The sequence below is a fragment of the Luteibacter aegosomatissinici genome (assembly GCF_023078495.1).
GTDB lineage: Bacteria > Pseudomonadota > Gammaproteobacteria > Xanthomonadales > Rhodanobacteraceae > Luteibacter > Luteibacter aegosomatissinici.
On sequence record NZ_CP095742.1, the window covers coordinates 101,879 to 124,844 of the forward strand.

Sequence of the window (22,966 nt, forward strand, 5' to 3'; positions counted from 1 at the left end):
GTTTGATTATAGGCCGTCCGGTGAGCGACCCCTATCTTGTTGGTATCCCCACGCCACAGGAGTCGCCATGCAAACCGTGCTCATCACCGGCTGTTCGTCGGGCTTCGGTCTTGAGACCGCCCGCTACTTCCTCGACCAGGGCTGGCGCGTGGTCGCCACCATGCGCAATCCCGACCCGGCGATCCTGCCGGCATCGGATCAGCTAAAGGTCATCGCGCTGGATGTGACCGATCGGGAAAGCATCCGTCGCTGCCTCGCCGAAGCGGGACCAATCGACGTGCTGGTCAACAATGCAGGCATCGGTATGTTCAACGCACTCGAAGGCACGCCGATCGATGTGGCACGCGATATCTTCGAGACCAATACGCTGGGCACCATGACGATGACCCAGGCAGTCCTGCCACAGTTTCGTGAACGCAAGGCTGGCGTGATCGTCAACGTGACCTCGACCGTCACCCTCAGGCCCCTGCCGCTGCTCTCGGTGTATACGGCCAGCAAGGCGGCAGTGAACGCCTTCACTGAATCGGTCGCACTGGAGCTGGCGCCGTTCGGCATCCGCGCGCGGCTGGTGTTGCCGGGCAGGGCCCCCACCACGCGTTTCGGCGAGAACGCGCGAGCGCGCATTGGTGAGTTCCCGGCGCCCTATGCGGCATTCGCGGCGAAGGTGTTCGAAGGCTTGCGCGACGCGACCACCCCCACCACGAGCTCCAGCGCGGTGGCTGAAGCCGTATGGCGGGCAGCGACGGATCCTTCATGCCCGATGCGAATTCCAGCAGGAGATGACGCCGAGATCTGGTTCAACGCCTGACGTAGGAGCCCACCCTGTGGGCGACATCTTTCGCACCGACGCCTCAGGACCACCAGCGCGCTCCCACAGAGGTCATCAACACACGACCGCCCGTGCAGGAGCGCGCTTGCGCGATCGAATCTACCCGTCAGCCCAAAAACACCTCGCGAATCCGCTTGGCGATGTACTTGCCATGCGTTTCCAGCGCGAAGTGGCCAGTGTCGAGCATCTCCACAATGGCGTTGGGGTTGTCACGGCGGTACGCCTCCGCACCCGGCGGGATGAAGAACGGATCGTTCTTGCCCCAGATCACCAGCGTCGGCACCTGGCGCTCGCGGAAAACGCGGTGGAATTCCGGATACAGCGTGAGGTTGTTGCGGTAGTCCAGCGTCAGGTCGAGCTGGATCTCGTTGTTGCCTGGGCGCTGCATGAGCATGTAGTCCATCTGCCACATCATGGGGTCGAGCAGGGTCTGGTCGGCCACGCCGGTGGTGTATTGCCACTGGATGCCTTCCAGCGTGAAGACGCCAGCGATCGCATCGCGGTTGGCCTGGGTCGGCTCGGCCCAGTAGGTGCGGATCGGATCCCAGGCATCGCCCAGGCCTTCGACGTAGGCATTGCCGTTCTGGCTGATGAGCCCAACCAGCCGCTCAGGCTTCGCCACAGCGAGGCGCAGGCCCGAGGGCGCGCCATAGTCGAAGACATACATGATGTAGCTCTGCAGACCCACCGCGTCGACGAAGGCTTCCAGCGTCTTGCCCAGGCTGTCGAAGGAGTATTCGTACTTGCGGGCCTCCGGCACCTCGGTGAAACCAAAGCCGGGCAGATCCGGGGCCACGATGTGGAACCGGTCCTTCAGTTCGGCGAAAAGCTCGCGGTACTGCAGGGAGCTGGTCGGAAAGCCGTGCAGGAGCAGGAGGGTCGGGGCATTCGGGTTGCCCGCCTCGCGATAGAACACGCGGACGCCGTCGGCGTCGACATAGCGGTGGTGGACGGGGTAATCGGCGGCGTTCTGGGCATTCACGGTGGTTCTCCGAGGTTGGTAACCTGAATAAAGTAGTTATCGGGGTTACGACTAGGCTAATCATCGACCATGTAACTTGTCAATAGCCTTTTTAGAGGTTACTATTGACTCATGAATCCCGTGACCTCCCTCGAGACCCCACCGATCCTGGCCGACCAGCCCGCGCTGGACCTGATCAACACCGTGGTGATGGAGAACGGCGAGTCGGTCGACCATCTGGTGTCCGATGCCGCCACCGCCGCCTGGTTATCGCGGATGACCGGCAGGCCGGTTGAAGCATCGGCCGGCCTGTGTGCCCGTGCGGTGGAACTGCGTGAGGTCATCCGCCAGGCGGTACTGGCCCGCAAACGGGGCAACGCGGTCGACGCCGCGCATCTCAACGCCTTGACCCGCCACATGAGCAGCCACATGGAGCTCGTGCAGCACGCGAACGGGATGCATATCGAGCGCCGTTACGAAGGCGATGCGTCGTGGCGCGCATTGGCGCCGCTCGGCGAAGCCGCGCTCACCTTGCTGGCCGAGGGCGACTTCAGCCTGGTACGCGAATGCGAACACGATGAGTGCTCGCTGTGGTTTTACGACCGCACCAAGGCGCACCGTCGCCGCTGGTGCAGCATGGCGATGTGCGGCAACCGGCATAAGGTCAGCAAGTTCCGCGAGCGCAAGGCAAAGTAAGCGGCGCGCCACGGTACATCACGCCGGTTGCAGCGATTCACCCAGGTGGCGCCCGTACGCGGCGACGCGCCGGCCCACCGGCAACCGCTCGGCCTCGTAGGCCACCAAGGCTTCACGCACAGGCAGCCGGCGCAACGCGGCTACGAGCGTCATCGCATCGCCGGCCGCCTTGGCCGCACCCATGGCAGTATGCGGGCGCACCACGAACGCGGAATCACCCAGCAGGGCGATGCGTCCCGAGGCCATCCGGCTGCTTTCGTGATCGAAGATCGCCTGCACGAACGGCGTGGGTTCCGTCTCCACCACGGCGCGAAAAGCCGGTGGCAGAGACTCGCGGGCGGCTTTGTACAAGGTCTCGCGATCGTCTGCACTCAGTTCGCCGCGTGCAAGCGAGTAAGGATGCACGTGGCCGTTCGCATCGGTTAGCGTGCGGCGCAGGTCCGCGAGGCCCGGTGCCTGGCGATACCACACCCAGTTGTAGCGCCGGCGAGCGGGCGCGATCTCGCCCGATGGGCCGGGTACGAGATAACCCAGCATCTGGCTGCCCGGTTCGAAATAGAAGGCAAAGCGTTCGAATAGCGCCGAGGCCGCGACAGGCGGGACATCGGCTTCGGGCAAGAGCCCGCGCCATGCGACATACCCGGCGTAGTGGTTATCGCGTTGCGTCGGCGTCACCACGCTGCGCACCACCGAGCCGATACCGTCAGCGCCGACCACGCAATCAAACCCGATGCGCTGGCCCGAGGCGAACGAGATAAACGCTTCGTTGACCGATTGCTCGACACCAGCGACCGCATCGCCCATGTGGTACCCGCCAGCCGGCACGTGGGCCAGTAGCGCTCGGTACAACCCATCCCAGGAGACCTGCATCTGGGGTGTGGGCTCGGTGCTGGTCACCGTGCCATCGCGGGCCAGCACGATCCGCTCGTAGGCGATCACCCCCACGCGTGCGACCGATTCGACACCCAGCCGTCGCAGGACTTCAAAGACCTCGTGCTGGGCGACCAGCCCGGCGCCACGCCCGACCAGGCCTCCCTCAGTGCGCTCGTAGACATGCACGTCGTGGCCGTCGGCATGCAGCAGGGCTGCCGCAAAAAGGCCACCAAGTGAGCCGCCGACGATTCCGATACGCATGGGTTTCCGGGTTCCAAAGGGTCCCGGGGGAACGTAGCAACCTGCGGGAACGCGCGGCTTGCAGTTTCCTGTGGATGGCGGTGCCCACGTGCTATTAGGATCCGGTCAATGCCGGTTGCCGGGACCGCCCATGCCACTCCGCCCTACGCTCACCCCGCTCGCCGAAGGCACGAGCCGCATGGTCTGCAGCATTTCCGCGGCCATGGTCGGCGCCTGCCTGACCGGCATCGGCCTGCTGCGGGTATCGATCAACCTGAGCAAGAGCGGCACCATCGCCGATGACCTGCTCTCGTTCGACGCGATCCTGTTTCTCATCGCGACGCTGAGCGCCTATTTCGCCCTGCGCGTGGAGACCGCTGAACGGCTGCACCGGCTGGAGCGGATCGCCGATGTCGCGTTCATCCTGGCCATGGTGATGCTTACCGCGGTTTGTTTCATTATCACCTACATGACGCTCTGATCACTGTCCATGCAGGTGGCCCGGCGTCGCACCTGATCACGTAGGAGCCCACCCTGTGGGCGACGCCGTTCGCCATAGCGCAACAGGGCCTGCTGCTCATTCGCGAAAGATGTCGCTCACAGGGTGAGCTCCTACATGGATGCTTAAAGGTCGAACTGGGCAGACACCATCACGGTACGCGGCGTGCCCTGGGTCAGGTAACCACCCGTGGCCGAGGCCCAGTAGCCCTTGTTCATCAGGTTCTCGACGCTGACGTTGAAGGTGACGGGCACGTTCTCGAGCGTCGGCGTGATGCGTGCGCCGATGTCGTACGTCGTCCATGCGGGTACGCGGAGCTTGTTGTTCACGTCGAGATACTGCTTGCCCGTACGCACGGCGCGGGCGCTCAAGGTGAGGTCCGGGGTGTTCGGGATGGTCCACTCCACGCCGGCGTTCGCCTGGAAGCGCGGCACGCCGATCGCATCGTTGCCGTCGTTCAGGCCGCCCTGGGTCTTCACCAGCTTCGGCTGCACGTAGTTCGCGCCACCGAGGATACGCACGCCGTCCACGGCCTCGCCGTAGAAGTTCCACTCGATACCGCGGTTGCGCTGCTCGCCATCGACGACGTAGGTGTTGCTGGCATCGACGTAGGCGCTGGGCTGCTTGATCTGGTACAGGCCGAGGCTGCTGCCGATCTTGCCGGCATCCCACTTCACACCCACTTCGTTCTGCTTAGCCTTGTACGGCTTGAACACCTGGCCAGCGTTCGTGACCGGCGCACCGTTGAAGTTCACCGGCGCTTCGCCACCCTGGGTCAGGGCTTCGATGTGGTTGGCGTACACCGCCCACTGGTCGCTGATGCGGAAGTTCACGCCGGCCACCGGGCTGGTCGTGTACTGCTCGTACTCGGAGGTCTTGGCGCCGTTCACGCCATCGACGGCGTAGGCGTAACCGACCACCTGGAGCTTCTGGCGGCGGGCGCCGAGCGTGACCTGCAGGCGGTCATCCATGAAGCCCAGCGTGTCGGAGAGCGCCAGGCTGCGCAGCTGCGTGCGGCCGGTGTAACCCGGATCGCTGATCGGGCCCACGTTGTAGCTGTACGACGGCGCGGCGAAGTAGCTCGGGCTGTAGATGTTCGTGCTGAATGAACCGCCGCCGGCGTAAGCGGCCTTCTTGTTCGTCGACAGCGCGGAGAAGCCCAGCGTCACGCGGTGGGTGACTTCACCGGTATCGAAATGCGCGTTGAAACCAGCTTCGCCGGTGCCCGTGTTGGCGATGTACGGCACGGTGAAGCGGTATTCGCCGGCATTGCCGTTGTTGTCGGTGAGCGTCGGGCTGACGTAATCGCCGAACTCGTTGCCGTGGTGTGCGCCTGCGGCCACATAGCCGGTGAGCCACGGGGTGAAGTCGTATTCGGCGCGGACGACACCGAAGGTATCTTCCAGCGACGAGCCCGACCACGGCTGTGAATAGTTGGTGCGCGCCGACGGTGCGCGCGGCACGTCGGTGGCGCTGCCGATGAACACCACCGAGCGGCCACCCAGGATGTCCTGCTTCTGGTAACCCACGTCGGTGGTGAGGCGCAGCTTCTCGCCCTGGTAGTCGAAGGCGATGGAGGCGGCGGTAAGGCGGCGGGTTTCGCCATCGACCGCGGTACCACCTTCGCGGTGCACGGCGTTCACGCGCAGGCCGAACTCCTTGTTGGCACCCCAGCGGCGGCCGACATCGATGGTCTCGCCAATCTGGCTGTCGGTGCCGTAATCAATGCCTACGCGGGTGATCGGATCGGCTTCGGCGCGCTTCGGTGCGATGTTGATGCCGCCGCCGATACCGCTGCCGCCGATGCTGATGCCGTTGAGGAACGCGTTCGCGCCCTTGAAGATTTCCACGCGGCTCATGAGTTCAGGCGCGAGGAGCTGGCGCGGCAGCAGGCCGTACAGGCCATCGAAGCCGATGTCATCGCTGTACAGCTGGAAGCCGCGGATGGTGAACTGCTGCGAGTAGTTGCCGTAGCCGAAGCCGTAACGCACGGCCGGGTCGTTATCGACCACATCGCCCAGCGTGCGCGCCTGCTGCGCGCGGATCAGCGTATCGGTATAGCTGGTGAGCGCGAACGGCACGCTCATCGCATCCTGGTTGCCCAGCACGCCGAAGCGGCCACCGCGGGCGACCTGGCCTCCGGCGTACGCCGCGGTCGGGGCCGCCATGTCCGCGCTCACCTGCACGCCGGACAGCGTCGTGGCGTTTTCCTGGACCTTCTTCTGCTGCGCATCGGCCACGTCGGCATCGGCAGCATGCACCGACACGGAGACGAGGAGGGCGCCGACAAGGGCGGAACGGACCGAAGCCGCGAGGCAGCGGCGGGCGAGGGGCGAGGCGAACATGGCGGATCCTGGTGGGCGGCGAGGCGCCCAGTAATGCGAATGGAAATGAGAATAGGTCTCAAGTATGCCGCATCACACCGCTGTTGCAAAGCAACAGCCTGTCGCAGGAGCCTGCCCAAACCCCCGTGGCGCAAGGGTTTGCGCCGTTCAGCCGATCCCGTTGCGCACCGCGAACGTGCCATCCGGATCGTACTTCCGCTTGGCGGCGGTCAACCGGCTAACGTTCGTGCCCCAGTAGGCCTTCGCGTAGTCCTTCTGGAAGTAATCGCTCTCGGAGAAGTAGGCGCCTGCCCCGGGGGCGACCCGGGTGAGCCGGGCGTAGGACCGTTGCACGGCGTCGGACTCGCGCCTGGCTTTGACGTCGTCGCGGTGCGCATCCGGCAGGCCCTCGAACACCGCCGGGCCACCCGTCGCGATGATCGCCAGGGCAAAGGCATCCAGCACCTCCGGGTTCATGGCGGTATCGCGGGCCCGTGCCAGCGTTTCCTCGGAGGCACCGTAAAGCCCCTTGTTGAAGTGGAAGGCAAACCCCTGGATGCGCGAGGCCTCGACGATGGCGGTGGCCAGGGTATCCACCTGGTCGTCCTTGAGCAGGCGGGAAGGGAGCCATGCGGAGGTGTAAGCGTAGATGTAAGCACCGGCCTGCTCCTGGTCGCCGGCCCAGACCATGTGGTACGCGGGCTTGCCCGGCCGGTTATCGGGCACGGCGAACGTGAGGCCGCGCTCCTGGTAGAAATCGATATCCCAGAAGTGGCGGGCTGGCAGGGTCCTGACCCAGAAAGGATCCTTCCACGTGTATTCCTTGTGCGCCGCCACCCAGTCGACGAAGGGCTGCCACGCCGCCTTCGCCTGGTCTTCCGCCAGCCCCTGGAACAGCATCCGAAGGTCGATGTGCCCATCGCCGTGGAACTCCATGCACTCGCCCCAGTTCGGGTTGCACAGGTGGTCGCGGAAATGCCGCATCACCTGCGCGACCAACGCGTGATAGGCCTCGTCGCTGTTGGCCTGGATCGTGCCGCGCACCACGCCGAACAGCTGGGGAAGGTAATGCGTGCGGAACGTAAGCCGGGTGATGACGCCGAAGCTGCCACCACCACCGCCCTTCAATGCCCAGAACAGTTCCGGATCCTGGTAAGCGTTCACGACGCGGATCTTCCCGTCGGCCGTGACGATCTCCGCCTCGAGCAGGTTGGAGGCGCCGGTGCCGAAGCCCTTGGAGAGACTGCCGAAGCCACCCCCGTTGGTGAACCCGGCGCAGCCCACCGTGGTGCAGCCGCCGCCCTGGATGTAGCGGCCGCCCATGGTCGTCACGGCGTGGTATGCGTCGATCCACATGGCGCCCGCGCCGACGTGAGCCGCCGGCACGCCGGGCGTTCCCGCCTTCGCACCTTGCGGTACGAACCCGTCAGCCAGCTGCACCGCGTTCATCTTGCGGGTCCAGATCAGCAATGAATCCGGCGCGTTGGAGGCGCCGAGGTAGCTGTGCCCGCCACCACGGATCACGAGGCGCACGCGGTGCTGGCGCGCCCAGGTCACCGCCGTCGCGATGTCCTGAGCGCTCTCCGCCGTGAGCACCCTGGCGCTGGGCGTGGAGGTCCAGGCGTTGTAGTACGCACCGGTCTGGGTGAGGCCTGGCTGGTCGCCCACGTAGAACTGGTTGCCGATGTGGGCGAGCGCGTCCTCACGGGTGGCGGGATCGAGCAGGGGGTTCTTCGGAATGGAAAGCCGGCCGCCGACCAGTCGGTTCAGCGCGTCCCAATCGGCCTCCGTCGGCCAGCCCGCCGCGCCCGGCTTCAACCAGCGGCCTCCGCCGGTCACGAACGCATCCACCTTGGCGGCAAGGGGTAGCAGCGGGAGCACAAGGGCGGTCTTCAGCAGGGTGCGGCGGTCCATGGTCGGTCTCCTTTGAATGGCCTCGATCCTGCGCCGCAGCGCGCCCCGTGTCGCCCGGATGGGGAGGAAAACCGCCATCCCGGGGACGAACCGCGGGGTGGTGGGGACAAGCGGGACGGTGGCAACCGGCGCATCATTAGGGCCTTCCTCCGTCCCCGGGAGCTTCACGCATGCCAGCCTGGCCCGATCGCCGCCTGCTCGATCTGTTCCGAATCGACACCCCCATCCTGCTCGCACCGATGGCGGGTTCGGGTGGGTCGGCCCTGGCCATTGCCGTGGCGAAGGCCGGGGGCCTGGGCTCGATTCCCTGCTCCTCGATCACGGTCGAGAAGGTGACCGCGGAGGTCGCTCTCTTTCGGGGCGCCGTGGCCGCGCCGATCAACCTGAACTTCTTCTCGCACCAGCCGCGCACGCCGACCGACGCCGAGCAGGCACGCTGGCTCGGCCGGCTGGCGCCGTACTTCAAGGAATTCGGTGTCGATCCCTCCGGCCTTCCGGCCGCCGGCGGCCGCGCGCCGTTCGATGATGCGATGTGCCGGATGGTCGAGTCACTGAAGCCGGAAGTGGTCAGCTTCCACTTTGGCCTGCCCGATCACGAGTTAATGCACCGGGTGAAGGCCACCGGCGCCAAGATCGTGGGCACCGCTACCACCGTGGCGGAGGGCCGCTGGCTGGCGGATCACGGAGTGGACGCCATCGTTGCCCAGGGCAACGAAGCCGGCGGCCACCGTGGCAACTTCCTTACCGACGACATGGCGACCCAGCCGGGCCTGTTCGCACTGCTACCGCAACTGGTCGATGCCGTGGATGTCCCGGTGATTGCCGCCGGCGCCATTGCCGACGGTCGCGGCATGGCCGCCGCGCTCATGCTGGGCGCAGCGGGCGTCCAGATCGGAACGGCGTACTTGCTATCGGATGAATCGGTGAGCGTGCCGGTGCACAAGGCGGCCCTGAAGGAAGCACGTGACGACAACACCGCCGTCACCAATGTCCTCACCGGGCGCCCGGCGCGCGGCGTGCTCAACCGGATCATGCGCGAAGTCGGGCCGCTATCCTCCGACCCGCTGCCGTTCCCCTTGGCCGGTGGCCCACTGGCACCGATGCGTGCGGCCACGGAGAAGAACGGCCACGGCGATTTCCAGCCGCTGTGGAGCGGCCAGGCTGGCGCCCTTGCCCGCGAAGGCAGCGCCGAAGCCATCACCCGCGCGATAGCCGACGCGGCCCAAAAGCGCCTACACAGGGAGGACTAGCGTCGCGGCGAAGCCGCCTGCGGGGAGGTTGCGCAGGCGCAGGCTGCCGCCGTGCTGCTCGGCCGTACGTCTGACGCTGGCCAGCCCCAGGCCGCTACCCACGGCGTTGCTGCGGGCGGCATTGCCCTGCACGAACGGCTCGCCCAGATGAGCGAGCACATCAGGCGGTACACCCACACCACCGTCGCGGATTTCCACGTGCGCTTCCTTGCCCGCCCGCTCGACGGCTAGCGCGAAGGGCGCCGCGCCATGCCGAGTGGCATTGCGCACAAGGTTTTCCACCGCGCGGCGCAAGGCAAGGGGTTTGCCCATGACCACGCATGCTGCCGGTACGTGGAGCGCCCAAGGTTCGCCATGGGTGGCCGCAGCCGCAACGACATCTGCACACAGCGCAGCAAGGTCAACGCTTGCGGCCGGTTCATCACGGCCATCCCGCGCGAAGGCGATGAAGTGCTCGCACAGGGCATCCAGCGCTTCAATATCTGCCTCCATGCCGGTGCGCAACGCCTCGTCAGGCGGTGCCGCGATGGCCAATCCCAAGCGCAGGCGAGCAAGTGGCGTTCGCATATCGTGGGATAGCGCAGCCAGCATCAGGTCACGTTCCTTGCGGCTGGCGCGTACATCGGCAGCGCCGCGTGCAAGGGCGCCGCGCAACTCGGTCAACTCACGTGCGGCCCCGGCAGGCAGTGCCGGGGGCTCGGCGCCGTTGACGATGCCATTGGCGGCGGCGGCAAGGTGGCGCAGGGGTGCGGTGAGGCTGCGTGCGTAGAGCGCGGCTGCCACCAGCACGACCACACCGGCTAGCAGGATCGTCAGAAGACCCGCACGAAATACGGGCACGCGAGTGCCATCGAGGCGTACTCCGAGCCACCCGGCAGCCGGGTCTCGCGCGGCGATCCAGACAGAGGCATCCCGTAGGCCATCAATGCGTATCTCGCGACCGGGGAACTGTTCGCGCAACTGACCGAGCGCATTGCGCACCATGCCGAGCATCGGTGTGCGCCCGACCGGGGCCGCCGGTGCATGTATGACATTCAACGCCGCGAGTGCGCCCTCGTCTCCGTGGGCCAGCAACGCGTCAGCCGCGACGATGCGCGTACCGATCGTGTGCGCCGCGATCTCGCCCGCGGCGCCATTGCCGCTCAGGCGGAGTACGACCAGGCCAACGATCAGCACGACAGCTACCGTGCCACCAAGCAGCCACGCCAGTCGCGAGAACAGGCTGTGGGTCATGGCGCGCCACCATCGGGCACGAAGACGTAGCCCGTTCCCCATACCGTCTGCAGCCAACGCGGCGTGCGTGCGTCATCTTCGATCAGGCGGCGCAGGCGGCTCATCGTCACATCCATGCTGCGCTCGAAGGCCTCATGTTCACGCCCGTGTGCCGCGCTCATCAGCTGATCGCGGGTGAGCGGCTGGCGCGGCCGCTGCACAAGTGCCGCCAGCACGGCGAACTCACCGGTGGTCAGGTGCAGGGCCTCACCGTCGCGCAGTAGCCGGCGCGTGCCCAGTTCCAGGACGAAGGGGCCGAACGCGACATCGGCGGCGTCGGCGCGTGGGGCGCCGGGGATACCACGTCCGCGGCGGAGTACGGCGTTGATGCGGGCGACCAGTTCGCGTGGGTTGCCGGGTTTGGCGAGGTAGTCGTCCGCGCCCAGCTCCAGCCCCACGATGCGGTCGATGTCGTCCCCCCGCGCCGTAAGCATGATCACGGGTGTCTGCACACCTTGTCCGCGCAGGCGTCGGCAGATCGCCAGGCCATCCTCGCCCGGCATCATGATGTCCAGCACGATCAGGTCGACATGGCCGCGCTTGAGTTCGCGATCCATGGCCCGACCATCCTCGGCGGTGGCCGTGGAAAAGCCCTGGGTTTCCAGGTAGCGCGATAGCAGGTCGCGCAGGCGTACATCGTCATCGACGATAAGGATCCGTGCGGGAGGAGAGTCGGCCATGGGCTGATTCTGCCGGGTTCGCCCGGCGGTGGGGGGCGAAGTTGTAACAGGATGTTTCAGCCGGCCCGTGTTGAAACCTCCTGTTGCGATTGCACGCACACGGCCGGTGCCCGCTGGCGGAGGATGACGTACCGGCCTCATGGCCACCCGCAGGAGCCTTCCCATGCTTCGTCCGCTTGGTTTTACCCTTTGCATGTTGTTCGTCGCCGGCACGGTGGACGCGACGGGCCGGTTCGCCGCCCGGGGCATCCACGCCAACCCGAACGGCGGCGTGACTGCCGGCCACGCGGGCGGCTTCCGTGGCCCTGACGGCGCCGCGGGTGTTCACGGTCGCCGCACCACGAGCGATGGCCTGGGCAACGTCACGTCCAATGCCCGCAGTGCCTGGCGCGGCCCGAATGGCGGCACCGCTACCAGCCAGGGCAGCGCATCGCGCAACGCGGATGGCACGGGCAGCTTCGACCGCACCACCCAGGCCCACGGTGCGAACGGCGGCAGTTATAACGGCAGCACCACCGGTGCCACGGGGCAGGGCATCACGCACGACACGGATGCCACGGGGCGCAACGGCAACACCTACACCGGTAGCACCACGGTCACGAAGGATGGTGTGAGCCATAGCGGAACGTGCGCCGATGCCTCTGGCCAGCCCATTCCGTGCCGCTAAAGGAAACCTGATGAGTCGCTGTGTACTGCTGATTCTCCTGGTCTTGCTCTCCTCCGTAGCACGCCTGGCGCACGCGGCGACGGATCTTTCCTATGGCGCTGATCCGCGGCAGACGATGGCCGTGTACCTGCCACCGCACCCGCGGGACGCACCCATCATCGTCATGGTGCACGGCGGCGCGTGGATGTTCGGCGACAAGGACAACCCGGGGCTGGCCGAGCCGAAAGCGGGCCATTGGAGTGCGTCGGGCGCCATTTTCGTGGCCATCAATTACCGGATGCTGCCCCAGGCCGGCCCGCTGGCGCAGGCGCAGGATGTGGCGGTTGCGCTAGCCTACGTGCAGCGGCACGCCCGCGAATGGCATGGGGATCCGTCGCGCATCGTGCTGATGGGGCACTCGGCGGGCGCGCACCTGGTTTCGCTACTGGCGGTTGCGCCATCGCTGACCCGCGCCGCGGGCGTTCAACCATGGCTGGCAACGGTATCGCTCGATAGCGGCGCGGTGGATGTGCCGGGGATCATGAACAACCCGCACGCCCGCTTCTACGACCGGGTGTTCGGTAACGACCCGGTTGCGTGGGCCACCGTATCGCCTTACGACCGCATGGCAGCGGCACCCGCGGCACCCATGTTCATGGTGTGCTCCAGCGAGCGTCGCGAATCGTGCCCGGCCAATGAGCGATTCGTTGCGAAGGCGCGGCAGCTGGGAGGGAAGGCCGACGTGCTGCCGGTGCCGCTCAGCCACATGGACATCAACCGCACGCTCGGTGCGCAGAACACCTACACCGACCAGATAGACGCCTGGCTAAAGAAAAACGCCGGCATCTGATGATGGGGCGGCCGGTGACCACGGCGCTTGGGGTGACGAGGGTCCTACGGCTTTTGGCCGTGCTGCAGCAGATACAGCTTTACGTACTTGCGCCGCACGTACTCCACACGAAGCAACGCGTACACGATCCCTCGCCAGCCATCCAGGAAACCGGCGCGCAGCACGTAACCGCGGAAGAAGCGCCACATGGGGCTCACGATGATCTGCGTGAGCGTCGCGCGCTTGCCGGCGGTGAATTCCTCGGTGGCCATCATGTGTGCGTAGCGTTCCTGCTTGGCCATCAGCTCCGACAGCGAGCGGTACGGGTAGTGATCGAGGTAGCCCCCGAGCATCTTCACCTCACCATCCACGCTCACCGATTCGTGGATTTCACGCGCCCCCCGCCAACCGCCCTGGCGGCGATCGAACAGGCGAAGCACCTTGTCGGCGCCGGCGTTGCCGTGTTGCATGAAGCGGCCAAAGAAATCGTTGCGGCGGTAAAAGCGGTAGCCGGACGCGCCCGCGAAGCCGCCCTCGAAGGCCTTTTCGATCGCGGCGCGAAGGTCATCGCCCACGCGTTCATCCGCATCCAGGCAGAGCACCCAATCGTTCTTCGCCTGGGCCACGGCGAACGCCTTCTGGCTGCGGAAGCCATCGAAGGCGCGCTCGAACACGCGGGCACCCATGCCGCGTGCGATCGCCTGGGTCTCGTCGCTGGAGCCGCCATCCACTACCACCAGGTCATCGCAGAAGCTGGCCGAGGCCAGGCAATCCCGGATGCGGTCGGCCTCGTTCTGGGTGATCACGCAGAGGGAAATGGGCCGTTGGGTCATGAAAGCACGGGAATGAAAGGGGCTGACGCGCCATAATGCCACGTTGCCCCCGTTCGAGGTTTGCCGTGGCCGCGTGCCTGATGTTCGCCACCGAGGAATACGCCCTGCCTATCCTGCGGCCTCTGGCCGCGGCTGCACAGGCGCGTGGGCAGGCCGTGGGCTGGATCGTCCCCGATGCCGTGGCGGCGCAGCTGACGCCCGGTGAGCGGCGCGTCACCAGCCTCAAAGCGGCGAAGGCCATGCAGCCCGAGGCCGTGTATTGCGCGGCCAACTGGGTGTCGCCACGCCTGCCCGGCATCAAGGTGCAGGTGTTCCACGGCTTCAACGCCGAGAAACGCGAACCGGGCCGGGGGCACTTCGCCATTCGCGGGTTCTTCGATCTGTATGTGACCCAGGGGCCCGCGACGACGACGCCTTTCGAAGCGCTCGCAAAGGAACACCGCTACTTCGCCGTGCGCGAAACCGGCTGGCCGAAGCTGGATCCGCTGTTCATCGAGCCTGCGCCACCACGCGATCCGGCCATTCCCGAGCGCGACGGGCGGCCGGTCGTGATGTACGCATCGACATTCAGCCACCGCCTTAGCGCCGCACCCGCCATGGTGGAGCCGCTGCGAAGGATGATCGCCCGCGGTGACCGCCAATGGCTACTCACCCTGCATCCGAAGTGCAGCGACGAACTTTTTGCCGCGTATCGCGGGCTGCAAGCGGAGAACGCACGCTTCTTCACCTCGGACAAGCTCATCGAACTCGAGCGCGCGGCCGATGTGCTCGTCTGCGACACCTCGTCAGTGATCCACGAGTTCGCGGTGATGAACAAGCCCGTCGTCACCATCGCCAACCGCGTGCCGCATCCTTTCATGCTCGATGTGCCCACGCCGGAGGATGTCGATGCCGCGATCGACCGTGCGCTCAGCCACCCGCCCGAGCTGATGGCGGCCATCAAGGCACATGCCGACGCGATCCATCCATCCCACGATGGCCACGCCAGCGAGCGTGTGCTCGATGCCGTGGCTGCGTACCAGCGCGGCGAGTTTGGCAAACTCGCCCGCAAGCCCCTGAACCTGATTCGTCGCTACAAGGCCAGCCGTGATCTGCCTGCGCTGCTGCCTGATGGCGCCTGACGCCAGCCCGAGAGCCAGCCATGCCCAACGCCACCGCCGAAAACACCGGTACATCGTTCTCTACCGCACGCATGCTCGAAGCGCGCGAGCGCTCATGGGCCGCGTTGCACGACATCGCCGCGCACATCGTGCCGGGCATGACCGAGCCCGAGGCTGTTGCGGTGGCTGGCGAGCGTTTGAATGCAGCGGGCATGCAGCGTATCTGGCATCCCAGCATCATCCGCTTCGGCGCGAACACGCTGAAGACGTTCCGCCAGCGTTCCGCACCCGATACCGTGCTGGCGCAGAACGACATCTTCTTTGTCGACCTTGGGCCGGTCTTCGAGGGTCACGAAGGTGATGTGGGCGACACGTTCGTCGTCGGCGATGACAGCATCATGCACGCCTGTGTCGAAGCGGCCCGCGAGCTATTCCGCCGGGGCGAAGCGCGTTGGCGTGAGGGCGTGACCGGCGTAGCACTGTACGACTATGTGGCCACACAGGCCGAATCGCTGGGCTGGCGCCTTAACCACGAGACCAAGGGTCACCGCGTGGGCGATTACCCGCATGCCGTGCACAAGGCAGGCAACCTCGGTGACTTCGATGCCACGCCGGTACCCGGCCTTTGGATTCTCGAGATCCAGATCGCGCACCCGGAGTTGCCGATTGGCGCGTTCTACGAAGATCTGTTGATGGCGTGACGCTTAGCGCGACAGACGGGTAACCGAGAAGGCCACGACCAGCGCGCCGAAGGTCAGTGCGCCGATCCAGTACACCGAGCCCAGCGCGGCGCCATCGCTGGCGATGGCGGCGGCCCATGAGGCCGTGAGCAACAGCCAGCCTGCCGCCTTCAACGCTTTTGTGGTGGGTGCCGGCAACGCCTTGCCGAGCACATCGCGCTGGTGCCGTGACATGCCCATGCTTAGTGCGGCGAACCCGAGCATCGCTGCCATCACGCATACGAACATCATGCGAGGGCTTCCTTCTTGCGCCGCAGCCGGACCCCTTCCTTGCGGTGGTGCACCTTCCATGCGCAAAAGCCAAGCAGGGCGGCGAATGCCAACATCATCAGGTCGAAGCTGGCGAATAGCACGTCGCCACGCCACAAGCTCGCGAACAGGCCACGATCGGTCGTCATCATGTCGACGACCGGTACAGCGAGGAACCCTGCTGCCGCGACAGATAACGTTTCCACCCAGGCGCGTTTCACTGGCCGCACGATGGCAACGACACACAGCACGCCCCAGCCGATGAACAGCCAGTTCGTTTCCCAGTTGGGGCGTTGCGCGATCTCGACCGGAAGCAGCCGGTTGGCCATGAAGTAGCAGGCAATACCGAAGGGGAGGCCGGCGATCGTCGCCACGTTCAGGCGTTCGACCAGGCGAAAACCAAAGTAGGGCCGTTCTGGATCGGGTAACTGGACCCGGCGCTTGGAGGTCCACAGCACCAGCCCGGTAGCGACCATGGCGGTGCCGGCCAGCCCGCACAGGAAATAGAACCAGCGCAGCAACAGCGGTGCATATCGACCGGCGTGCAGGCCCACCATGACGCTCTCGGTTTCGCGCGCTCCGCCGCGTATCGGCGGCCGCTCGTGCATCACGCCCGTCGCGGCATCGAAGGTCAGCGTTTCGCCGCGCGTATCCATGCCTTCCCCGGTGGCGCGGGTGAGCTTCACCACCGCGTTCGCATCGCCGGGCACCGGCACGAAGATGTAGCCGGGCTCGGCGCCGTGCCAGGTTTCGCGTGCCTTCTGGATCATGGCGGTGACAGAGGCCATGGGCACCGTGGTGCCCGAGCGCTTGGGCGATTCATCCGCACCGAAGGCGTCGGCGTAGTACGCGGCCCGGTTGTCGTATGCCGCGGCGACGCCCCACGGCATGTATTGCGCGGCCAGGGTGACCAGCCCCGTATACGTGATCATGAAATGGAACGGCAGGGCGAGCACGGCGCTCAGGTTGTGGCCATCCAGCCAGGAACGCTGCCCTTTGCCAAAGCGCAGGGTGAAGAAGTCCGCGAAGATCTTCTTGTGGGTGATCACGCCGCTGATGATCGCGACCAGCATGAACATGGCGGCCAGGCCTACCGCCCAGCGTGCCCACAGCACCGGCAGGTAGTACAGATCGAAGTGCATGCGGTACAGCCGCCAGCCGCCCAGCGTATCGCGGGCATCCACCTTCTGGCCCTGGCCATCGACGAGGAACGCATGGTCGCGCCACTGCGCGAAGGTTTCCCCCTTTTCTTTCCAGAATGCCGTGGTCGCCACCGCGCGCGGGCCGGGCAACTCGATGGACCACTGTTCCGCATCGGCCGCATGTTGCTGCATATATGCGATGGCGCCTTCGGCGCCCGCCTCGATGTTGCGCTGGCCATGCACCTCAGGCTGCATCCAGCGGGTGATCTCGTCCTGGAAATACGCCGCGGTCCCGGTGACGAACACAAGGAACAGGAGCCAGCCGAGCAAAAGGCCTACCCACGTGTGCAGCCAGGCCATGGACTGCCGAAGCCCGCCGTTCATGCACCACCCCCGTGCATGGACAGGTAAAGGGCGAGCGCGAGCGGCACGCAGTAAACGCTGGTCCAGAACCACACCCGCGCGGTGCGCGCCACGGCGAACGCGAAGATCGCGACGGTGGCGTAGATAGCGAACGACACCAGCATGCCGGCCATGACCGCCTCAACCCGGGGCAGGGGCAGCCAGCGGGCCAGCCCGGCGGTGGTGAGGGCGGCGGCGATATAGCCGCCCACGGCGGCAAGGACGGTGCGTGAGGTCACGTCCAGGGCATGGGCAAGGCGCGATTCGGCGGCGCCGTGGGGGGCGGAACGGGGCATGGAACTCTCTTCAGGGCGGGCGGCCGCCGACGCGCCAGGCGCGGGTTAACCGTCAATGCGTGTCATTCGCAATATTGCACGAACGCCGGTATCGGGCGATTATATTAATGAGATTCATTCGCAAATACGAGTCGGCGCCGGGCTCTCCTGCCCCGCCAGCCCAGGGAAAACCCATGATCTTCCACAAGAAATTGCGCCCCGTGCTGCTGGCCAGCGCGCTCCTCCCCCTGCTGGCCAATGCGGCCGACGGCCCGGCGGCCGCGGACGATCAGGCCCAGCAGAAGCGCGACAAGGCCGTGCAGCTCGACGCCGTGTCAGTGCAGGGCACGGCCGTCGATGCGGGCTACACCCGTGGCGACGCCACCTCGGCGACCAAGACCGACACACCGATTATCGAAACGCCGCAGGCCATCTCGGTGATCTCCAGCACGCAGATGCGCGACCAGGGCATCCTGACCGTGCAGGATGCGTTGCGTTACTCGGCCGGTGTGCGCGCCGATGCCTACGGTGTGGACAGTCGCGGTGATGACGCCTTCCTGCGCGGCACCTCGTTCGTGCAGTACCTGGATGGCCTGCGCCAGGCGTTTGGTTATTCGTACGCACGCACTGAGCCCTACTTCCTGGACCACCTGGAAATCGTCCGTGGTCCGTCGTCCGTGCTGTATGGCCAGGGCACCACGGGTGGCCTCATCGCACTGACCTCCAAGCGCCCGCAGTTCGATGCGTCGCACGAAGTGACGTTGCAGGTGGGCAACAACGCCCGCAAGCAGGTGGGTTTCGACTTCACCGGCCCGCTCGATGAAGCTGGCCATTGGGCGTACCGCCTGATCGGTGTTTACCGTGACTCCGACTCGCAGATCGATCATGTCCCGGATGACCGCAAGGGTATTGCGCACTCCATTACCTGGCAGCCGGATGAAAACACCCGCTGGACGCTGCTGGCGAACCTGCAGTTCGACCACAACGGCTCGACCCTGAACTTCCTGCCCCACGAGGGCACGCTGCTGCCGAACCCTAATGGCCGCATCTCCACGCACCGCTTCGTGAGCGAGCCGGGTTTCGACCGTTACGATACCCAGCAGCGTTCGCTCAGCTCGTTCTTCGAACACCGTTTCAACGACACGTGGAAGTTCGAGACGAACCTGCGTTACTCGCATGACGACGTGGACTACCGTTCGCTGTATCCGGATGTGTACTCGAATCCGGCGTATCCGTTCCTCGACGACACGGCCAGCACCGTGGCGCGTTATAGCTATATCTCGCAGGACCGCCACGAGCGCCTGGTGACGGACACGCACCTGCAGGCCGACTTCGACTGGCTCGGCATGCAGCACCGTGTGCTGATGGGCCTGGATATCGGCCGCTCGCACACGGATAGCCGTCAGGGCTACGGGTACGACGCGACGCCGTTCAACCTGTACGACCCGGTGTACGGCAACGGCTTCGTGCCGCCGGATGTGTTCCCGATCGCGAACAGCCAGTCGAAGCAGACCGGCCTTTACGTGCAGGACCAGATCAACTGGGGCGAACACTGGATCGGCACCGTGGGCTTTCGCCACGATCGTGCCACGCTGACCACGGGTGACGACCGCTCGGTGGATAACGCCACCACCGCGCGCTATGGCCTGATGTACCGTTTCGATAGCGGCATCGTGCCGTACGTGAGCTATACCGAATCGTTCCAGCCGCTGGATAGCCTGGACTTCTACAACCGTCCGTACGAGCCGCTGCGCGGCAAGCAGTACGAGGCGGGTGTGAAGTACCAGCCGGTGGGTAGCCCGACGCTCATCACCGCTACCTATTACGACCTGCGCGAGGAGAACCGCCTCGCACCGGATCCGGCGAACCCGCTGAACCAGATCCAGGCCGGCCGCGCACGTACACGTGGCGTGGAGCTGGAGGCATCCACCCGCTTCGCCAACCACGTGGACCTGATCGGCACCTATACCTGGGCGAAGGCGCGCCCAAGTGACGGCACGATCGTGGCGGGCCTGCCGAAGAACCAGGCCTCCGCGTGGGCGGTGTATCACGTGAACGATGCGGACAGCGATGGCCTGAGCTTTGGTGCCGGCGTCCGCTACATCGGCGTGAACTACGATGAGACAGGCACGCTGACTGTGCCGAAGAAAACGCTGTTCGATGCGATGGTCGCGTGGACGCAAGGCCCGTGGCGGTTCTCGGTGAACGCGGCGAACCTCACCGACCAGGTTTACAGCGCGAGCTGCCTGGCGCGCGGCGATTGCTTCTACGGCCCGCGCCGCAGCATCGTCGGCAACGCAACCTATCGATTCTGATAGGCCCCTGTAGGAGCGCGCTTGCGCGCGATCGTGCGCGCAAGCGCGCTCCTACACATAGCTGGGCCGCTCGGGTTAGGATCGGGGTTTGTCCTACAAATGAGCGGGGAGATCGTGATGGGGATTCGCAAGGCCTTGGGTTTCGCGCTGATCGGCGCGCTGGCGTCTACCGCCGCATTCGCCGCACCGCCACCGGGCCATTCGGGCAACCCCGTGTTTCCGGGCTGGTACGCCGACCCCGAAGCCGCGATCTTCGATGACACCTACTGGATCTACCCCACCACGTCGCTCGAGTACGCGAAGCAGACGGGCTTCGATGCGTTCTCCTCGCCCGACCTCGTCCACTGGACCAAACATCCCAACGTGCTCGCCATCGCCGATATCCCCTGGGCGAAGAAGGCGTTGTGGGCACCGTCCGTGGTGAAGAACAACGGCAAGTACTACTTCTTCTTTGGCGCCAACGATATCCAGAGCGACAAGGAACTCGGCGGCATCGGCGTGGCCGTGGCCGACAAGCCGGATGGCCCGTTCAAGGATTTGCTCGGCAAGCCGTTGGTCGGTGCCTTCCACAACGGCGCGCAGCCGATCGACCAGTTCACGTTCCACGACGATGATGGCACCTGGTACCTCATCTACGGCGGCTGGAAGCACGCCAACATCGTCAAGCTGAAGCCGGATTTCACCGGCGTCGAGCCGATGGCCGATGGCACGGTGTACAAGGAAATCACGCCCGCCAAGGAATACGTGGAAGGGCCGTTGATGTTCAAGCGCAACGGCAAGTACTACTTCATGTGGTCCGAAGGTGGTTGGACCGGTCCCGACTATTGCGTGGCGTATGCCATTGGCGATTCGCCGATGGGCCCGTTCAAGCGGATCGGCAAGATCCTCGAGCGGGATCCGGCAGTGGCGACCGGCGCCGGCCACCATTCCGTTTTCCATGTGGCGAAGGATGACAGCTGGTACATCGTGTACCACCGCCATCCGCTGGGTGATACCAACGGCAACCATCGCGTCATCTCCATCGACAAGATGGAGTTCGACAAGGATGGGAAGATCCTTCCGGTGAAGATGACCTTTGACGGGGTGACGGCCAAGCCGCTGCGTTGAGCGGTGGCTTGCAGGTAGCCGGCACACATGGCGCCGGCTACCTGCGTGTATCAACGACTCACGTCATCGATGATCTCAAGATCCGGAAACCCCTTGCGAATGCACTGTACGTAGTCGCCGGGCTTCAGAACCGAGTGCTGCGCTTCCCAGGGCACGAGGTAGCAGCTCGGCTGCGGGTCCCAGTGGGGCACCCAGCTGATCGGAACCGCGCCCGAACTCGATGCGCTGAACTCCTTCATGTTGCGGCAGCCGAGTTTCTCCGACGCCTCGATGGGCACCCCAAGGTGGGCGGCGAAGGCGCGGTAATACGTGATGCGATTAGCCGACGCCGCATGCTCCGGGCCGCTGCCCCCGCATTCGACGCCGCCATTGATGATCATGGTGGTGACGCCAAAGCTGGGAAGGCGACCGTCGGCGATGTCGGCGGCATTCGGTTGCCAGGAACCATCCATGACATGCAGCATCGAGGGCTTCGGCGGCCGTGCGGTCGCATAGAAGAACGCGGCGCTCGCCAGATTGAGCCATGTGTCGGCCACCAGGTGCGGCGAATCCAGAAGGACCCTTGCGTCGCCATAGATGGTTTCCGAGAAGGGCCCGTAATTGAAGCTATACGACAGTTGTTTCGCCCCGCGGCCGAAGTAGCTCTTGTAGCGGCCGTCCGGCCACTTGCCACAGGGCCATGCCTCGTTCTGCCATATCGGTGCCGCGCAATTGCCGTTGAACGCATTCGACTGCTCTTCGTAGCCCATTTCCCTTACGTGAAACAGGCCCTGGCGATATTCCTCTTCGGGGCGCCAGCTTTCGTGGGCGCCCGTCTCCTGGGCAAAATGCGCGAACATGGTTGCCAGCGTCTTCCGGCAGATGGCCTCCGCATCGCGCGGCGCACCGTAGTCGTCGCACACGGCGGGAAACTTGGCAATGGCTTTGAGAAAACCGAGGTACGAGTATTCCCCTGAGTGCAAGGGAAACAGGTACTCGAACCTCGTCGCATCAACGATACGTTCCACGCGCCTGACGTTGGCCGGGTTCTGTTCGCGACCGGGCTGCACGGCCTCCACGGTAGCGTTGTCCAGCGTGCGCATGGATGCACGCAAGGCTTCGATGACCGGGTACTCGGCCGCTTTCGCCGCCTCGTCGGCCAGCAGCGTGCTCAACAATACCTCGCGCGGCTTGCCTGGATCGCCAGGACCGCCCGTGTCAGGAGGTACGGGCTGCTCGTGCTTGCAGCCGGTAGGTGTCCCCTGCGGTGCGCGTTCCCACGATGTATCCCACGGGTTTGCGACGGAATCGACCTCATCGGGCGAGTGGCCGGGACCGGTCCACCATTTGCTTTGGAAAACCTGCTGCTTCCAGTTGACGACGCAACCAGCCGGATAGCTATAGGTCGGGTCGTAGTCGAGGGCACGCGCGGCCGTTGCATGGGACAGGGCGAGCAGTACAGCGGCAGGCGTTATGGCGCTGCGTATATAACGCTTCATGGAGCCTCCTTGCGTTTCGATGGGTAGGTGCCTCACGGCACAGCGACAACGTAGTGGGGCAAAGGCACCGGGCCTATTCGGTGAAGTCCTAAAGGCCCGCGCGGCGTGCACGTAAAACGGCATAACTGCCGGAACCGGTGGTTTCGCAGGACGAACTCACCGCAAGGACGTGCAAGCAGCAAGGTCGATCATGCGAAACGATGCGATCTCGCGATGTCGGTATCCCTGCCGATGTGGCGCTCCGAATGCCTCGGATTGGCGTAAGCTCTTTCCGACACGCACCCCAGCGAACGCCGCGGCCTTGCCCGCGAC

General features: G+C 65.4%; 21 protein-coding genes. 10 read left to right on the top strand and 11 right to left on the bottom strand.

Annotation, left to right across the window (positions count from 1 at the left end; genetic code table 11):
- Positions 1-67 precede the first annotated feature (67 nt).
- Complete coding sequence (locus tag L2Y97_RS00465; RefSeq protein ID WP_247431515.1) at positions 68-808, top strand: SDR family oxidoreductase; 741 nt, start codon at positions 68-70, stop codon at positions 806-808.
- A gap of 127 nt (positions 809-935) precedes the next feature.
- Here L2Y97_RS00465 and L2Y97_RS00470 read toward each other — a convergent pair whose 3' ends face one another.
- Positions 936-1,811 carry an alpha/beta fold hydrolase gene (locus tag L2Y97_RS00470; protein ID WP_247431517.1) on the bottom strand — a complete coding sequence of 292 codons (876 nt, stop codon included), beginning with the start codon at positions 1,809-1,811 and terminating at the stop codon, positions 936-938.
- A gap of 111 nt (positions 1,812-1,922) precedes the next feature.
- Between L2Y97_RS00470 and L2Y97_RS00475 the strand changes: the two genes are divergently transcribed.
- Positions 1,923-2,486 (top strand): CGNR zinc finger domain-containing protein, encoded by a 564-nt coding sequence (locus L2Y97_RS00475; protein WP_247431518.1) that lies wholly within the window; start codon positions 1,923-1,925, stop codon positions 2,484-2,486.
- Between the two features lie 18 nt (positions 2,487-2,504).
- Here L2Y97_RS00475 and L2Y97_RS00480 read toward each other — a convergent pair whose 3' ends face one another.
- Positions 2,505-3,620 (bottom strand): FAD binding domain-containing protein, encoded by a 1,116-nt coding sequence (locus L2Y97_RS00480; protein ID WP_247431520.1) that lies wholly within the window; start codon positions 3,618-3,620, stop codon positions 2,505-2,507.
- A gap of 130 nt (positions 3,621-3,750) precedes the next feature.
- Here L2Y97_RS00480 and L2Y97_RS00485 point away from each other — a divergent pair, with 130 nt between their 5' ends.
- Positions 3,751-4,080 carry a hypothetical protein gene (locus tag L2Y97_RS00485; RefSeq protein WP_247431522.1) on the top strand — a complete coding sequence of 110 codons (330 nt, stop codon included), beginning with the start codon at positions 3,751-3,753 and terminating at the stop codon, positions 4,078-4,080.
- Positions 4,081-4,223: 143 nt separating this feature from the next.
- Here L2Y97_RS00485 and L2Y97_RS00490 read toward each other — a convergent pair whose 3' ends face one another.
- Both L2Y97_RS00490 and L2Y97_RS00495 read right to left on the bottom strand, forming a co-directional pair.
- On the bottom strand, positions 4,224-6,443 hold the full coding sequence (locus L2Y97_RS00490; RefSeq protein ID WP_247431525.1) for a TonB-dependent receptor: 2,220 nt from the start codon (positions 6,441-6,443) through the stop codon (positions 4,224-4,226).
- A gap of 147 nt (positions 6,444-6,590) precedes the next feature.
- Positions 6,591-8,336: an FAD-binding oxidoreductase gene (locus tag L2Y97_RS00495; protein ID WP_247431528.1), complete on the bottom strand. Its 1,746-nt coding sequence runs from the start codon at positions 8,334-8,336 to the stop codon at positions 6,591-6,593.
- Positions 8,337-8,506: 170 nt separating this feature from the next.
- Here L2Y97_RS00495 and L2Y97_RS00500 point away from each other — a divergent pair, with 170 nt between their 5' ends.
- Positions 8,507-9,586, top strand: coding sequence for an NAD(P)H-dependent flavin oxidoreductase (locus tag L2Y97_RS00500; protein WP_247431531.1), 1,080 nt, complete (start codon positions 8,507-8,509; stop codon positions 9,584-9,586).
- Here L2Y97_RS00500 and L2Y97_RS00505 read toward each other — a convergent pair.
- A complete protein-coding gene (locus tag L2Y97_RS00505) occupies positions 9,569-10,819 on the bottom strand; it encodes an ATP-binding protein (RefSeq protein ID WP_247431534.1) in 1,251 nt (416 codons plus the stop codon). The two genes, L2Y97_RS00500 and L2Y97_RS00505, sit on opposite strands and share 18 nt — an antisense overlap.
- A complete protein-coding gene (gene ompR, locus L2Y97_RS00510) occupies positions 10,816-11,538 on the bottom strand; it encodes an osmolarity response regulator transcription factor OmpR (RefSeq protein ID WP_247431536.1) in 723 nt (240 codons plus the stop codon). The genes L2Y97_RS00505 and ompR overlap by 4 nt, the downstream gene beginning before the upstream one ends.
- 163 nt (positions 11,539-11,701) lie before the next feature.
- Between ompR and L2Y97_RS00515 the strand changes: the two genes are divergently transcribed.
- Positions 11,702-12,205, top strand: a complete 504-nt coding sequence (locus tag L2Y97_RS00515; protein WP_247431539.1) for a hypothetical protein — start codon at positions 11,702-11,704, stop codon at positions 12,203-12,205.
- 10 nt (positions 12,206-12,215) lie between these two features.
- Positions 12,216-13,034: an alpha/beta hydrolase fold domain-containing protein gene (locus tag L2Y97_RS00520; RefSeq protein WP_247431542.1), complete on the top strand. Its 819-nt coding sequence runs from the start codon at positions 12,216-12,218 to the stop codon at positions 13,032-13,034.
- 44 nt (positions 13,035-13,078) lie between these two features.
- On the opposite strand, the gene L2Y97_RS00525 is transcribed toward L2Y97_RS00520, so the two are convergent.
- Positions 13,079-13,846, bottom strand: a complete 768-nt coding sequence (locus L2Y97_RS00525; RefSeq protein ID WP_247431545.1) for a glycosyltransferase family 2 protein — start codon at positions 13,844-13,846, stop codon at positions 13,079-13,081.
- A gap of 35 nt (positions 13,847-13,881) precedes the next feature.
- Here L2Y97_RS00525 and L2Y97_RS00530 point away from each other — a divergent pair, with 35 nt between their 5' ends.
- Together L2Y97_RS00530 and L2Y97_RS00535 are read left to right on the top strand one after the other, a co-directional pair.
- Positions 13,882-14,967 (top strand): CDP-glycerol glycerophosphotransferase family protein, encoded by a 1,086-nt coding sequence (locus L2Y97_RS00530; RefSeq protein WP_247431548.1) that lies wholly within the window; start codon positions 13,882-13,884, stop codon positions 14,965-14,967.
- Between the two features lie 20 nt (positions 14,968-14,987).
- The gene (locus L2Y97_RS00535) at positions 14,988-15,647 is read left to right on the top strand and encodes a M24 family metallopeptidase (RefSeq protein WP_247431551.1); all 660 of its coding nucleotides are present in this window, start codon (positions 14,988-14,990) and stop codon (positions 15,645-15,647) included.
- Positions 15,648-15,650: 3 nt separating this feature from the next.
- Here the strand turns inward: L2Y97_RS00535 and L2Y97_RS00540 are convergent, their stop codons facing one another.
- From L2Y97_RS00540 to L2Y97_RS00550, 3 genes are read right to left on the bottom strand one after another with little or no spacing between them, the layout of a single operon-like run.
- Positions 15,651-15,917, bottom strand: a complete 267-nt coding sequence (locus tag L2Y97_RS00540) for a DUF3325 domain-containing protein (protein ID WP_247431554.1) — start codon at positions 15,915-15,917, stop codon at positions 15,651-15,653.
- Positions 15,914-17,461, bottom strand: coding sequence for a PepSY-associated TM helix domain-containing protein (locus tag L2Y97_RS00545; RefSeq protein WP_247431556.1), 1,548 nt, complete (start codon positions 17,459-17,461; stop codon positions 15,914-15,916). The genes L2Y97_RS00540 and L2Y97_RS00545 overlap by 4 nt, the downstream gene beginning before the upstream one ends.
- Positions 17,458-17,775: a DUF3649 domain-containing protein gene (locus tag L2Y97_RS00550; protein WP_247431559.1), complete on the bottom strand. Its 318-nt coding sequence runs from the start codon at positions 17,773-17,775 to the stop codon at positions 17,458-17,460. Before L2Y97_RS00550 ends, L2Y97_RS00545 begins: the two co-directional genes overlap by 4 nt.
- 173 nt (positions 17,776-17,948) lie before the next feature.
- On the opposite strand from L2Y97_RS00550, the gene L2Y97_RS00555 reads away from it, so the two are divergent.
- Complete coding sequence (locus tag L2Y97_RS00555; RefSeq protein ID WP_247431561.1) at positions 17,949-20,069, top strand: TonB-dependent siderophore receptor; 2,121 nt, start codon at positions 17,949-17,951, stop codon at positions 20,067-20,069.
- Between the two features lie 117 nt (positions 20,070-20,186).
- Positions 20,187-21,176 carry a glycoside hydrolase family 43 protein gene (locus L2Y97_RS00560; RefSeq protein WP_247431564.1) on the top strand — a complete coding sequence of 330 codons (990 nt, stop codon included), beginning with the start codon at positions 20,187-20,189 and terminating at the stop codon, positions 21,174-21,176.
- Positions 21,177-21,226: 50 nt separating this feature from the next.
- Here L2Y97_RS00560 and L2Y97_RS00565 read toward each other — a convergent pair whose 3' ends face one another.
- Entirely contained in the window at positions 21,227-22,654 is a 1,428-nt protein-coding gene (locus L2Y97_RS00565) for a chitinase (protein WP_247431567.1), read from the bottom strand.
- Positions 22,655-22,966: the final 312 nt, after the last annotated feature.